General features: G+C 35.3%; 12 protein-coding genes. 11 read left to right on the top strand and 1 reads right to left on the bottom strand.

What is annotated here, in order from left to right; all coding sequences use genetic code 11:
- Positions 1-186: 186 nt before the first annotated feature.
- The 9 genes from mutS (at position 187) to glnA (ending at position 11,801) form a co-directional block, all read left to right on the top strand.
- Entirely contained in the window at positions 187-2,763 is a 2,577-nt protein-coding gene (gene mutS / locus ACXYMZ_RS04660) for a DNA mismatch repair protein MutS (RefSeq protein WP_458947193.1), read from the top strand.
- Between the two features lie 19 nt (positions 2,764-2,782).
- Positions 2,783-4,624: a DNA mismatch repair endonuclease MutL gene (mutL, locus tag ACXYMZ_RS04655; RefSeq protein ID WP_458947192.1), complete on the top strand. Its 1,842-nt coding sequence runs from the start codon at positions 2,783-2,785 to the stop codon at positions 4,622-4,624.
- 323 nt (positions 4,625-4,947) lie between these two features.
- Positions 4,948-5,400 (top strand): Dps family protein, encoded by a 453-nt coding sequence (locus tag ACXYMZ_RS04650; RefSeq protein ID WP_458947191.1) that lies wholly within the window; start codon positions 4,948-4,950, stop codon positions 5,398-5,400.
- A 289-nt stretch (positions 5,401-5,689) separates the two neighbouring features.
- A complete protein-coding gene (gene miaA / locus ACXYMZ_RS04645; protein WP_458947190.1) occupies positions 5,690-6,625 on the top strand; it encodes a tRNA (adenosine(37)-N6)-dimethylallyltransferase MiaA in 936 nt (311 codons plus the stop codon).
- A gap of 39 nt (positions 6,626-6,664) precedes the next feature.
- Positions 6,665-6,886 carry an RNA chaperone Hfq gene (gene hfq / locus ACXYMZ_RS04640; RefSeq protein ID WP_458947189.1) on the top strand — a complete coding sequence of 74 codons (222 nt, stop codon included), beginning with the start codon at positions 6,665-6,667 and terminating at the stop codon, positions 6,884-6,886.
- Between the two features lie 129 nt (positions 6,887-7,015).
- On the top strand, positions 7,016-7,921 hold the full coding sequence (locus tag ACXYMZ_RS04635; RefSeq protein WP_458947188.1) for an AAA family ATPase: 906 nt from the start codon (positions 7,016-7,018) through the stop codon (positions 7,919-7,921).
- Positions 7,922-7,943: 22 nt separating this feature from the next.
- Positions 7,944-9,182 (top strand): GTPase HflX, encoded by a 1,239-nt coding sequence (gene hflX / locus ACXYMZ_RS04630; RefSeq protein ID WP_458947187.1) that lies wholly within the window; start codon positions 7,944-7,946, stop codon positions 9,180-9,182.
- Positions 9,183-9,187: 5 nt separating this feature from the next.
- Positions 9,188-10,435 (top strand): methionine gamma-lyase family protein, encoded by a 1,248-nt coding sequence (locus ACXYMZ_RS04625; RefSeq protein WP_458947186.1) that lies wholly within the window; start codon positions 9,188-9,190, stop codon positions 10,433-10,435.
- Between the two features lie 31 nt (positions 10,436-10,466).
- Entirely contained in the window at positions 10,467-11,801 is a 1,335-nt protein-coding gene (glnA, locus tag ACXYMZ_RS04620; RefSeq protein WP_458947185.1) for a type I glutamate--ammonia ligase, read from the top strand.
- 309 nt (positions 11,802-12,110) lie between these two features.
- Here the strand turns inward: glnA and lexA are convergent, their stop codons facing one another.
- Complete coding sequence (gene lexA, locus ACXYMZ_RS04615) at positions 12,111-12,734, bottom strand: transcriptional repressor LexA (RefSeq protein ID WP_458947184.1); 624 nt, start codon at positions 12,732-12,734, stop codon at positions 12,111-12,113.
- Positions 12,735-13,024: 290 nt separating this feature from the next.
- On the opposite strand from lexA, the gene ACXYMZ_RS04610 reads away from it, so the two are divergent.
- Both ACXYMZ_RS04610 and ACXYMZ_RS04605 read left to right on the top strand, forming a co-directional pair.
- On the top strand, positions 13,025-13,678 hold the full coding sequence (locus ACXYMZ_RS04610; protein ID WP_458947183.1) for a YneB family resolvase-like protein: 654 nt from the start codon (positions 13,025-13,027) through the stop codon (positions 13,676-13,678).
- A gap of 113 nt (positions 13,679-13,791) precedes the next feature.
- A complete protein-coding gene (locus tag ACXYMZ_RS04605; RefSeq protein WP_458947182.1) occupies positions 13,792-14,025 on the top strand; it encodes a DUF896 domain-containing protein in 234 nt (77 codons plus the stop codon).
- Positions 14,026-14,116: the final 91 nt, after the last annotated feature.

Genomic DNA, 14,116 nt, shown 5'->3' with positions numbered 1-14,116 from the left:
TGCATTTATCATATTAGTTACAAGATATGTTACTAAATTTACAACTGCGGAGCTCGAATTATACCGTGATCTGAATTAAACTAATCTACACTCTAAATAATTTATTGACTATCTGTCGTTTTATGTTGAAAGTACATGTTATGCTATAATGATGGAAGAATATTTGGGTATTTTGGGGGCTTAGGAATGACAAAACAAACACCAATGATGCAACAATATATGAGGATTAAAGCAGAACACCAAGACTCATTTTTATTTTACCGTTTAGGTGATTTTTATGAATTATTTCATGATGATGCAATTAAGGCTGCGAAAGAACTAGAGATAACATTAACAAAACGAGGCAGCAAAGGCGATTCGGAAGGAATACCAATGTGTGGCGTTCCCTATCATTCTGCCGAAAATTACATAAAAATATTAATAGAAAAAGGCTATAAAGTTGCGATATGTGAACAAGTGGAAGATCCTAAAACCGCTAAAGGAGTAGTAAAGAGAGAAGTTGTTCAGGTAATAACACCCGGTACAGTGATGTCAGGGTCAATGTTGAAGGACGGCGAAAACAATTACTTAGCAAGTCTTTCTCATTTTCAAGATGGTTCCTATGTAGTGGTATATAATGATTTATCTACTGGAGAAAATCAAATTGCACTAATTAAAGATGGCTGGGATGCTGTTCTTCATGAATTATATAATCAACCGATTCGCGAGATTGTTATTTCCTCAAGTCTTTCTGAGGATCTACAAGTAAGCTTAAAACAAAAGTTAAATGTTACCTTGTCTTATCAAGATGAAGTTACATTTAATGCTGAGTATCGCGAGCTAAGTGAACAATTAAATGATGAAAGGTTAATGAAGGCCTTTAGTCGTTTACTTAATTATATCCAACACACACAGAAGCGCTCATTAGATCATTTACAACAAGCAGAAGTAATCGAACTCAAAGAATATCTATCACTCGATATGTATTCGAAACGAAACTTAGAACTAACAGAAACAATCATTAAAAAAGGAAAACATGGAAGTTTGCTATGGGTTTTAGATAAAACAGTAACTGCCATGGGATCAAGAATGTTAAAAAAATGGATCGAGCGTCCATTACTTAATAAAAATAAAATTGAAGAAAGACATCATATTGTAGAAGGTTTCTATACTAATTTCATGCAAAGAAATGCTCTAAGAGAAACATTACAATCTGTCTATGACATTGAAAGACTTGCAGCAAGAATTGCTTTTGGAAATGTAAATGCTAGAGATTTAATTCAATTGAAGCAATCACTAAAACATATTCCACAAGCAAAAGATATTCTAATGGAATTTGAACAGAAGGAAATTAAAAAGTTAGCTGAGACATTACTATTCCCAGAACATATTGTCGATTTATTAGAAAGTAGCTTAATGGAAAATCCACCTGCATCAATTACGGAAGGTGAGCTTATTAAGGATGGCTATAACGATAAGCTTGATGAATATCGTCATGCAACAAGAAATGGGAAGCAATGGATCACAGAATTGGAAAAACAAGAAAAAGAAGTAACCAATATTAAATCATTGAAGATAGGCTATAACCGTGTATTTGGTTACTATATTGAAGTTACGAAAGCAAATATTCATTTATTACCAGAAGGTAGATACGAAAGAAAGCAAACACTGGCTAATGCAGAACGCTATATAACACCAGAATTAAAAGAAAAAGAAATATTGATTTTAGAGGCAGAAGAGAAGAGTGTCGAATTAGAACAACAGTTATTTATCCAAATTCGCGAAGAACTTAAAGAACATATTCCAACGCTCCAATTTTTAGCTGAAACGATTAGTAAAATTGATGTGTTACAAGCATTTGCAACCGTCAGCGAAGAGAATAATTACGTTCGCCCGCAATTTGTTGAGAATAAACTATCCATTAAAAATGGGAGACATCCTGTAGTTGAGAAAGTAATGGTAGATGGAGAGTTTGTCCCGAATGATATAGAGCTTGATGAAGAGAATAGCATTTTACTTATTACTGGCCCCAATATGTCAGGGAAAAGCACATATATGCGCCAGCTTGCACTGACGGTAATTATGGGACAAATCGGTTGTTTTGTACCAGTTGAGGAAGCAAATCTTATCATTTTCGATCAAATTTTTACGAGAATTGGAGCGGCTGATGATCTAGTGTCAGGCCAGAGTACTTTTATGGTCGAGATGCTTGAAGCAAACCATGCGATTACAAAAGCGACCAACCAGAGTCTAATTCTTTTAGATGAAATCGGAAGAGGAACAAGCACATATGATGGAATGGCTTTGGCGCAAGCAATCGTCGAGTATATTCATAATAATATTCAAGCAAAAACACTTTTCTCCACGCATTATCATGAATTAACAGCAATGGAGAAAACATTACCCCATTTGAAGAATATTCATGTTCGTGCAGAAGAGTATGAAGGAAATGTTGTTTTCCTTCATCAAATAAAAGAGGGTTCGGCAGACAAAAGCTATGGAATTCAAGTTGCTAAGCTAGCAGAGTTGCCAAATGCTCTCATTGAAAGAGCTACAACGATCTTACAAGAATTAGAATCCGATTCGAAACCTAAACCCGTAACAGAAAAAATTGAATCTGGCCAACTATCATTTTTCGTTGATGAAAAAGTTGTAAAAGAAGAATCGAAGGTTGAGCAAAAGGATAATAAGGTAATTAAAGAACTAAAAGAACTTAATTTATTTGAAATGACACCAATGGAAGCAATGAATGAGTTATATAATCTCCAGAAAAAAGTTAGGTAACAACTGAAAGGATGTTTGTATGAAAATAAAACAAATGCCCATAGAATTATCGAATAAAATTGCTGCTGGAGAAGTAGTTGAACGCCCGTCATCTGTTGTGAAAGAATTAGTTGAAAATAGTATAGATGCCAATAGTTCATCAATAAAAGTCGAGTTAGTTGAGGCTGGAATTGAACAAATTAAAGTAACCGATAATGGTGATGGCATGGTCGAAGAGGATAGCCAAATTGCTTTTCTACCCCATGCTACTAGTAAAATTAGAACCGAGAACGACTTATTTCGCGTGCGCACTTTAGGATTTCGCGGAGAAGCTCTGGCAAGTATTGCGGCTGTAAGCAAGCTAACATTAAAAACATCGACTGGGGAAGGTGCTGGCATCACACTAAACTTAGAAGATGGGAAAATAATTGATAAGAAAAAAAGTGATGCAAGAAAAGGGACGGAAATTACCGTTAATCAACTTTTTTATAATACTCCAGCTAGATTGAAATATATGAAGAGTCTTCATACGGAACTAGGTCATATAACCGATCTCTTAAACCGATTAGCGCTTTCACATCCAGAGATTCGTTTTGAAGCAGTACATAATGGACGAACACTGTTCAAAACCTCTGGGACTGGAGACTTATTACAAGTTATTTCGCATATTTATGGAATGTCCGTTGCGAAGAAAATGATTCCTGTTTCCTATGAATCTTTAGACTTTAAAGTGGAAGGTCTCATTGCCAAACCTGAGGTAACGCGAGCTTCAAGAAACTTTATATCAACTATTATCAACGGTAGATATATAAGGAGTTTTCCATTAACAAAAGCAATAACTGATGGTTACCATACACTTCTTCCAATTGGAAAGTTTCCAATTGTTGTGTTGAAAATCGATATGGATCCAATTCTAGTGGATGTAAACGTACATCCAACTAAATTAGAAGTTCGCTTTAGTAAGGATAAAGAGCTGTTTGAAGTTGTCAGAGAAACAATTAAGAAGGCGTTTCGAGAACAGACTTTAATCCCGGAAGTGGAACATAAAGAGAAGCGACCGAAGATTGACACCACACAAGAAAGTTTTGATTTCCCATCAACAAGTAAATACAATAGCACTGAAAATACACTCAATCAAAATACGAGTCAACCATCTTATTCAGAGCCTAATTATTTTAGTAGGTCTGAAAGTTCAACAAAACGATATGAACCGACTGAGCATGTTGAATCAATAAATGAAACACTGGCCCCGATTGAGAGTTTGTCAGGAGAAACGGTAGACCCGGTTGAGCCTTTGAAAAGAGTTCCAACGATTTATCCTATTGGTCAGCTCCAAGGCACCTATATATTAGGCCAAAATGAAAATGGTTTATATATGATTGACCAACATGCCGCTCAGGAGCGGATTAAATATGAATTCTTTAAAGAAAAGTTAGGGAGACCTGTTAAAGAGTCTCAAGAACTTTTGATACCATTAACATTTGAATTTTCAAACCAAGAGGCGCTGTTTATAGAGAATTATAAAGACAGATTAGAAGAAGTTGGACTATTCTTTGAACCTTTTGGCTTTAAGACATATATTATTCGTTCCTATCCGAATTGGTTTCCGAAAGGCTTTGAAGAAGAAGTGATTCGAGAGATGGTTGAACAAGTAATGCATGATGAAAAAGTTAATATTGAAGCAATTAGGGAAGAAGCAGCAATCATGATGTCCTGTAAACGATCAATTAAAGCAAATCATTATTTGACAGAAGAAGAAATGTTTCGACTCATTGAAGATTTACGAGCAACACAAGACCCATTTACTTGTCCACACGGTCGACCAATTATTGTTCACTTAACAACCTACGAATTAGAAAAGATGTTCAAACGCATTATGTAAGGTATAAATTGTATTTGATTGTGCAACGCTAAGAACAAAGGCGCAAACGCCCGTTCAGCGACGTACAAACTGCGCCCCATAGGACGTGGGGTGGTTCAACGTTGCCACGTGATGTGGCGCTCTTAGTTGAACTTCCTAGCCACAGTGAGATAAAGGAAACACGGCGAGGTACGAGCCGATGTTGACTTATTGATTGGAGGAGTGCGAAGTTTGATCGCCGCTTTAGCGCTGGAGCCGGACGTGGCTCTGCTTCACGTAAAGAGTTATTCACAAAGTCCATATTCTATAGCTTCTTTCTAATTAAAAACAATGAGGTGAATTTCATGCAAAACCAAGAATTGATAAAATTTATGAATCAATTGCTATCAAATTATTTTATTTTATATGTGAAATTACATCGGTACCACTGGTATGTTAAAGGACATCAATTCTTTCAATTACATGAGATTTTCGAAGAGTTTTATGAAGAATTTCAAGGAAATCTTGATGAGTTAGCAGAACATATTATGGTTGTTGGTGGGAAACCACTAGCTACCATGAGCATGTATTTGAAGCAAGGAACTTTAGAGGAAGCAAATGCGGATGATACAGAGGAAGAAATGATTTCCCAGCTTTCTAGTGATTTAAATAAATTATCTGTAGAAATTTCGCAGGTCGGCTTACCTTTAACAATTGAAGTATCAAACAGCCTTTCAAATGATATTTTGATAGCACATCTTAAAAAAATAGAAAATAAAAAATGGATGTTAGAAAACTATCAAGGCTCAAAGGCGTAAGCGCCCGTTCAGCGACGTACAAACTGCGCCCCACAGGACGTGGGGTGGTTCAACGTTGCGACGGGATGTCGCGATTTTAGTTGAACTTCCCTATTCTTTTGAGATAAAGGAAACACGGTGAGGGACGAGCCGATGTTGACTTATCGATTGAAGAAGTACGAAGTTTGATAGTCGCTTTAGCGCTGGAGCCGGACGTGGCTAACCTTTATGCAAAGAATTATCCACAAAGTATAAATTCTATAGTTTTCTATCAAGCAGGAAATTAATAAATATAATTAGGGGAAATAGGATGAAAAAAACTGTAATTGCTATTGTGGGACCAACAGCAGTGGGAAAAACAGAGCTAAGTATAGAACTTGCAAAAGAAATTAATGGTGAAATTATCAATGGTGATTCTGTGCAAGTTTATAGAGGGATGAATATTGGGTCTGCAAAAATTTTGCCCGAAGAGATGCAGGGAATTCCGCACCATCTTTTAGACATAAAGGATCCAGATGAAGAATATACAGTAGCAGACTTCAAACTCCAAGTGCAAAAATTGGTAGAAGAAATCTCTGAGAAAGGGCGCATCCCCATTATTGTTGGGGGAAGTGGTTTATATATCCAATCAGCGCTATATGACTATAACTTTCCAGATATAAAAAAAGATGAAGAAATAACAAAACAACTAGAAGAAGAGCTTGAAGAATTAGGATTAGAAAAAATATACGAGCGCCTTCAATTGATTGATCCAGAACAAGCGGCGAAAATTCATCCAAATAATTACCGTCGTGTGATTCGCGCAATAGAAATCTATCAATCAACTGGAAAGACAAAAACCGATTGGGAAAAAGAACAACAGATTGATTCACCGTATAATGTGATTTTTATTGGCTTAACGATGGAACGTGAAGAATTATACAAACGGATAAATAAACGCGTTGATTTAATGCTTCATCAGGGGTTAATTGACGAAGTAAAGTCCTTATGTAATAAAGGGTATAAACACACACAGGCGATGCGCGCAATTGGCTACAAAGAGATCATTCCTTATCTTGAAGGAAAAGTAGAATTAGAAGATGCAGTCGAGCTACTTAAACGCAATTCTAGAAGGTTCGCAAAAAGGCAATTTACATGGTTCAGAAATCGTCTAGAAATCGACTGGTATTCTGTTACACCTGCAAGCAAAAATAAAAAGTTTACAATGATTATTCAAAAAATAGCAGGAATATTAAAAATGAAGTAGAATTAAGATTAGTATAGAGAGAAAAGAGGAGGAAGTTCTATGGCGCAAAATGCAAACATTCAAGAGCAGTATTTAAATCAATTAAGGAAGAACCACATTTCGGTCACGGTTTTTCTAACGAATGGCTTTCAATTAAGGGGTGTTGTTAAAGCTTTCGATAACTTCACAGTTTTACTCGAAACAGAAGGTAAACAACAATTGATTTTTAAACATGCAATATCAACATTCGCACCAGTAAAGAATGTTAATTTAGAAGCATAATTAGTTTTAGATAAGGGAACGGATGCATACTAGCATCCGTTTCTTTCTGCTTTTAATCCATCAATCACTAGGCATTTGTCACAAGTCTATGAGTATTACGTATACTGTCATGACAAAGGAGTGGTAACGGTGGATTCAGCGATTAATTTGAACGCAAAAGGAAGAATAAATATCATTTTACAAGAGAAAGCACCTCCGAATCCTAATTCTATCGACAAGCATGTTAATCGACACTTTTTAAAGATTGAGGAAACTTTTGCTCCCTTTATTGGCATGGACGAAATAAAGGAAACTGTAAAACAAGTTTATGCTACTTATATAATTAATGAGAAACGAAGTGAGTTAGGGTTTTCTACAAATAAACAAGTATTGCACATGCTATTTAAGGGTAATCCAGGTACAGGGAAGACTTCTGTTGCAAGACAGCTTGCCAAGTTATATGTTGAATTAGGTATTTTGTCTAAAGGGCATTTTACAGAAATAGAACGTGCAGATATTGTAGGTGAATATATCGGATCCACTGCTCAAAAGACTCGAGCTGTAATTCAAAAGGCAATGGGTGGTATACTATTCATAGATGAAGCTTATTCTCTAGCACGTGGTGGCGAAAAAGACTTTGGTAAGGAAGCCATTGATACATTGGTAAAACACATGGAAGATCACCATAATGATTTTATTTTGATCCTTGCAGGTTATCCATATGAAATGGAAAAATTTTTAAGAATCAATCCAGGGCTTAAATCACGGTTCCCTTTTATTCTTGATTTTTCCAATTATAAAATTGATGAATTAATGAAAATCACAAAGCAAATGGTAAAAGATAGGGAATACTATTTAACAAAAGCTGCAGAGGAAAGGCTTAAGATTATCCTTCTGAAAAATATAAACGACAGGAATTTCTCGAATGCTCGTTTAGTAAGAAATATAGTTGAAAAAGCAATACGGCAGCAAGCTTACCGGTTGGTACAAAATGAAAAGTTTCAACCAGAAGATATAATCAATCTTAGTGCAGAAGATTTTAAACTAAATGATTAAATGATACTAATGGAGGTATTTCATGGCAGAAGAGAAGATAATAGTAGTAGCAGTAAAAAAACCAGACCAATTAGATGAACGTTTTCAGACATCCTTGGATGAATTGATTTCTTTAAGTCAAACAGCTGGAGGAAGTGTAGAAGCGATATTTACACAGAATCGTAATTCTATTCATCCAGCTACATATATTGGTGAAGGAAAATTGCAAGAAATAAAAGATGAAATTGAAGAAAATGAAATTGATTTGGTTATATCTAATGATGAGTTGTCTGCTGGTCAGTTGCGTAATTTAAATAAAGCTTTAGGAGTTAGAATTATAGACCGCAGTCAATTGATTTTAGATATATTTGCACAACGTGCGCGTACAAAAGAAGGTAAACTCCAAGTTGAGCTTGCTCAATTAGAATACGTATTACCAAGATTAAGGGGACAAGGTATAGAATTATCAAGACTTGGAGCTGGTATTGGAACAAGAGGACCTGGGGAAACGAAACTTGAAACCGACAGACGTCACATTCGTGGACGTATCTTTGACATTAAAAAGAGATTACAACTAATTGTAAAACAAAGAGAACAGTACCGTAAACGAAGAAGAGATAATAATGTTTTTCAAATTGCAATTGTCGGCTATACAAACGCTGGGAAGTCGACTTTGTTTAATCGTTTGACAGATAGTGATTCACTTGAAGAAGATAAGTTATTCGCTACATTGGATCCTTTAACAAGAAAAGTTAAAATGCCTTCTGGATTTGAAGCTTTAATTACAGATACGGTTGGTTTCTTACAAGATTTACCTACATCTTTAATTGCTGCTTTCCGTTCGACATTGGAAGAAGTAACAGAGGCAGACTTTTTGCTCCATGTTGTTGACGGTTCCCATATAGATCAAGAACAACATCAGCAAACAGTTAAGAAATTACTTGAGGAATTAGATGCTCACAATATTCCAACTCTATATATTTATAATAAAAAAGATTTGATTCAGGAACCATTTTTCCCATCACATTTTCCCAACTTACTAATTAGTGCATACGAAGAAGACGATTTACAACTAACAGTGGAAAAAATAGAAGAAGTTCTGAAGAAGGAGTGGAGTCCTTTTACACTTCATCTAGATGCAGATCAAGGGAAAATTATAAATTTAATTGAAAGAGAATCACTTATAGAAGAAAAAGAATTCGATGAAGAGAACAATAAGTATATTCTAAAAGGATATATTCAAAGTGAAGATCTATTGAACAAAATTACAAAGGGGTCATAATTTTCATGTTAGAGCAATTAATAAACCAAACAGAAAAAGATATTGCAGAAATTAAAAACGACATTAATACGATCGTAGAAATAAATCAAAAAAGCGTACTCGAAGCATTTATTGCAAATAGAGTAAGTGATAGCCATTTTAATTCAACTACTGGTTATGGATACGATGATATGGGACGAGATGCATTAGAAAGTGTTTATAAAGATGTCTTTGGTGCGGAAGATGCTTTAGTTCGTCCACAACTTGTTTCTGGTACGCATGCGATTTCAACTGCATTATTTGGTGTGCTTCGTCCAGGTGATGAGTTAATTTATATAACTGGTAAGCCTTATGATACATTGGAAGAAGTTATCGGGATAAGAGGAGAGCGGACTGCAGGTTCGTTGCGTGACTTTCAAATTGATTATCAACACGTATCACTTCTCGAAGGTGGAGCTATAGATTATCAAGGAATCAAAGAAGCAATAACAGAGAAAACAAAAGTTATCGGTATTCAGCGTTCAAAAGGCTATGATAATCGTCCATCTTTTACTGTTGATGAAATTGAAGAAATGGTTCAATTTGTTAAAGAAATAAAATCGGATGTTATCGTATTTGTGGACAACTGCTATGGTGAATTTGTAGAAACAAAGGAACCTACTCATGTTGGAGTGGACTTAATGGCAGGCTCATTAATAAAAAATCCAGGTGGAGGAATTGTGCGATCTGGAGGATATATTGTTGGTCGACAAGATTTAATTGAACAGTGCGCAAACAGACTTACAGCACCTGGTCTTGGCAAAGAGAGTGGAGCTACATTAAATATGTTGCAAGAATTATTCCAAGGATTCTTCTTAGCACCACATGTTGTTGGCGAGGCATTGAAGGGCGCAATATTTACTTCGCGGTTTTTAGAATTAGTTGGACTAACTACCACTCCTGATTATCAAATGAAGCGAACAGACTTAATACAGACAGTTACATTTGATAAAGCAGAACAAATGATTGCCTTCTGTCAATCCATACAAGCAAGTTCACCGGTTAATTCTTATGTAAGCCCATATCCAAGTGAAATGCCTGGATATGAAGGTGAAGTAATTATGGCAGCTGGTACATTTATTCAAGGTTCAAGTATTGAACTATCTGCGGATGGACCTATTAGAGCGCCCTACACTGCGTATGTTCAAGGTGGATTAACTTATGCTCATGTGAAAATAGCAATTATAGAGGCTGTAAAAACTATTGAACAAAAGGGTTATCTCTCCATTAAGTAGGGTATAGTAATTTTTGGAGGGGATTAATAACATGAGTAAAATAACGAAAGAAATGATAAAACAAAAAATTGAAGAAGAAAACGTAAGATTTATTCGGTTACAGTTCACAGATATGATGGGTACGATTAAAAACGTCGAGATACCTCTGAGTCAACTTGATAAAGCATTAGATAATAAAATGATGTTCGACGGATCAGCAATTGAGGGGTTTGTAAAAATAGAAGAATCAGATATGTTTTTATACCCTGATTATGATTCATTTGTCGTTTTTCCATGGACATCTAATAAAGGTAAGGTAGCTAGATTTATCTGTGACATACACAATCCAGATGGAACTCCATTTCTAGGCTGTCCTCGTAATACTTTAAAAAGAAACCTAAAAAAGATGGAGAAACTTGGATATGATACTTTCAATATTGGTACAGAACCAGAATTCTTTCTCTTCAAGCTAAATGAAAAAGGCGAGCCAATTCTTGAGTTAAATGATTATGGTGGATACTTTGATTTAGCACCTACAGATTTAGGAGAAAGTTGCCGGAGAGATATTGTACTAGAATTGGAAGAAATGGGCTTTGAGATTGAAGCATCCCACCATGAAGGTGCGCCTGGTCAACATGAAATAGACTTTAAGTATTCGGATGCCTTAAAACACGCGGATGATATCCAAACATTTAAATTAGTCGTGAAAACTATAGCAAGACAACATAATTTACATGCAACATTTATGCCGAAACCTTTATATGGTGTAAACGGTTCTGGGATGCATGTGAACATGTCACTATTTAAAGATGGCAATAATGTCTTTTTTGATGAATCAGATGAAATTAATTTAAGCAAAGACGCCTTTCAATTTATCGCAGGTATTTTAGAACATGCTAGTGGGTTTACTGCGATTACAAATCCTATTATTAACTCTTATAAACGTTTGGTACCAGGATTTGAAGCTCCATCTTATATTGCTTGGTCAGCGTCGAATAGAACGCCATTACTTAGAGTTCCTACCTCAAGAGGATTGAGTACGAGAGTAGAAGTTCGAAGTGTCGATCCTGCATCTAATCCTTATTTGGCATTGTCTGTGTTATTAGCCGCTGGTTTAGATGGGATTGAAAATGAAAAAGTAGCTCCAGAGGCTGTTGATCGTAATATTTTTGAAATGACAAGTAAAGAAAGATATGAAAATGGAGTAAGGGATTTACCATCGAATCTAAAAGAGGCTCTTCAAGAGTTAGAAAATGATTCAATTATTATTGAAGCTGTAGGAAGTCACTTATACCATCATTTCATGCGTGCTAAGCAAATGGAGTGGGAGATGTTCAATAATACGGTACATCCATGGGAAAGAGAACAATATTTAACATCATACTAATAATTAAATTAAAAAAATCTGTTACTTTTAAATAAAGTAGCAGATTTTTTGTTTCGTTTATAATAGCTCGCTTATAAGAATATGTATGGGAATAAATTCATTAACCATTCTGTTGTTAGGAGTAAAAACCCGCTTCGGAAATATACTACGCGCATCCTTAGGCGGCTGGTGAGCCTCCTCAGTCGCAGGCGACTTGCGGGGTCTCACCGTTGCTTTCCATCTCGCAGGAGTCTTCGTATATTTCCGAAGCTCATTTACTGCTTCTTTTTTTAATTGCTGAAGTATCAATTGCAAACTTTACCATAGCCATTATTTTATATGTCTATATAATCCTATTACTTTTCCTAGGATAGAGACATTATCAAAGAATAGTGGATCCATTGTGGCGTTTTCTGGTTGTAATCTAATGGAATCCTTTTCTTTAAAGAAACGTTTAACCGTCGCTTCGTTTTCTTCTGTCATCGCTACTACGATATCTCCGTTGTCCGCAGTGCTTTGTTGTTTAACAATAACCATATCCCCATCGAGAATACCTGCTTCTATCATACTTTCACCATCAATGATCAATACAAATAGATTATCATCAGGATTTGAACTTGAACTAGGAATTGGCACGAACTCTTCTATATTCTCCACTGCTGTAATTGGTAGACCAGCAGTTACTTTTCCAATAACAGGTGCATATCTTGCTTGATCTTTTGGAATGTTTGATTCCCCTGTAGGGTCAAGAATTTCTATCGCTCTTGGTTTCGTAGGATCACGTCTAATAAACCCTTTCACTTCGAGTCGTTCCAAATGACCGTGTACAGTTGAGCTTGATGCAAGACCAACAGCTACAGCAATTTCACGAACTGATGGTGGGTATCCTTTAGCTTTTACTTCATTTTTTATAAAATCTAATATCATCTGTTGCCTTTTTGATAATTTTGTCATGCTTGAAACACCTCTCACATAGGATTTATTAAACATAGTTTACCATCTCTATCCATAATATGCAAACATTCGTTCTAAAAGTAGTTGACAAGACCGTATGTTCGTGAGATACTATGTTCGTAGGAACAAAGGTTCTTTTATTTCTAAGGGGGCATTCATATGTTTAATAAACTATTAAAAAAATATTCAAAAGAAGATCTATTTTATTTTGTTGCATTCGGTCTAATGCTAGTATTTTTATACTTCTCTTTAATTACTAGTGGAAATTAGTATAAAAGGAGATTAATAAATTGAGAGTAATCATCTATTGCAGAGTGAGTACAGATAAAAAAGAACAAGAAACCTCTCTTTCAAGACAGCGTCTCGAATTAACGGAATTTGCTAACTCACAAGATTTTAAGATTGTGAAGTGTATTGAAGAACAACAAAGTGGCTTTGACATTGAACGAGAAGGAATTTTTGAAATGCTTGCGTATTTTTCACAGGAAAAAGCAGATGGATTATTAATACAAGATGAAACTAGACTAGGCAGAGGGAACACTAAAATCGCTTTATTCCATCAACTACAAAAATTAGGCATCAAGATTTATACGTTAATGCATAACGGAGAGTTAGAGCTTTCTGATTCGGATTCAATGGTTTTACAAATTGTTGGGATCGTAGAAGAATATCAACGTAAAATTCAAAATATGAAAATTAAACGTGGGATGAAAAAAGCAGTGCAAGCAGGTTATCGACCAGAAGCAAATCTTAAGAATATAGATAAAGCACCAGGTCGTAAGCGCGCAGAAGTTCCACTTCAAGAAATTATACAATTAAGAGAAAAAGGATTAACCTTTCATGAGATAGCTACAACATTAAATGGACTCGGATATAATGTATCTAAAGCTACCATACACAGGCGTTACCAAGAGTACCAAATACTTGAGAATGAGATTCGCTAGTTGTAAGATAGAAGACAAGATTTATTTCTTGTCTTTTTTGGTTTTAGAATATTATATTATCCAAAGGGTACAGGTATACTAATAAAAGATTTATGATTAAAGGAGGTATATTAATGTTAGCAAAAGAGAAACTTACTCGTATAAATGAATTGGCAAATAAAGCGAAAAATGACGGATTAACAGAAGAAGAAAAAATAGAACAAAAAAGATTACGTGAGGAATACCTTGGTAATATTCGTAGCTCTTTTACGAATCAATTTAAAACGATGACAGTAATTGATCCACTCGGAAATGATGTAACACCTCAGAAAGTGAAAGATTTACAAGAACGTAATAAAAAGCATTAAACAAAACTACCTTCCTTCTATACTTGCGCTTGTGAAGAACGCATGTTCATTATAGAATGAAGGTAGTTACATATTTAAGGGTTAATGAAAG

Source organism: Oceanobacillus sp. CAU 1775 (assembly GCF_054482815.1).
Note: the sequence above shows the minus strand (reverse complement) of the source record. Positions and strands in the feature narration are given on the sequence as shown.

Excerpts from the sequence above, each read along its gene's own strand:
- mutS (WP_458947193.1), top strand. The coding sequence starts at position 187 with ATGACAAAACAAACACCAATGATGCAACAATATATGAGGATTAAAGCA.
- mutL (WP_458947192.1), top strand. The coding sequence starts at position 2,783 with ATGAAAATAAAACAAATGCCCATAGAATTATCGAATAAAATTGCTGCT.
- hflX (WP_458947187.1), top strand. The coding sequence starts at position 7,944 with ATGGCAGAAGAGAAGATAATAGTAGTAGCAGTAAAAAAACCAGACCAA.
- lexA (WP_458947184.1), bottom strand. The coding sequence starts at position 12,734 with ATGACAAAATTATCAAAAAGGCAACAGATGATATTAGATTTTATAAAA.
- ACXYMZ_RS04605 (WP_458947182.1), top strand. The coding sequence starts at position 13,792 with ATGTTAGCAAAAGAGAAACTTACTCGTATAAATGAATTGGCAAATAAA.
- ACXYMZ_RS04625 (WP_458947186.1), top strand. The coding sequence starts at position 9,188 with ATGTTAGAGCAATTAATAAACCAAACAGAAAAAGATATTGCAGAAATT.
- hfq (WP_458947189.1), top strand. The coding sequence starts at position 6,665 with ATGGCGCAAAATGCAAACATTCAAGAGCAGTATTTAAATCAATTAAGG.
- glnA (WP_458947185.1), top strand. The coding sequence starts at position 10,467 with ATGAGTAAAATAACGAAAGAAATGATAAAACAAAAAATTGAAGAAGAA.
- miaA (WP_458947190.1), top strand. The coding sequence starts at position 5,690 with ATGAAAAAAACTGTAATTGCTATTGTGGGACCAACAGCAGTGGGAAAA.
- ACXYMZ_RS04650 (WP_458947191.1), top strand. The coding sequence starts at position 4,948 with ATGCAAAACCAAGAATTGATAAAATTTATGAATCAATTGCTATCAAAT.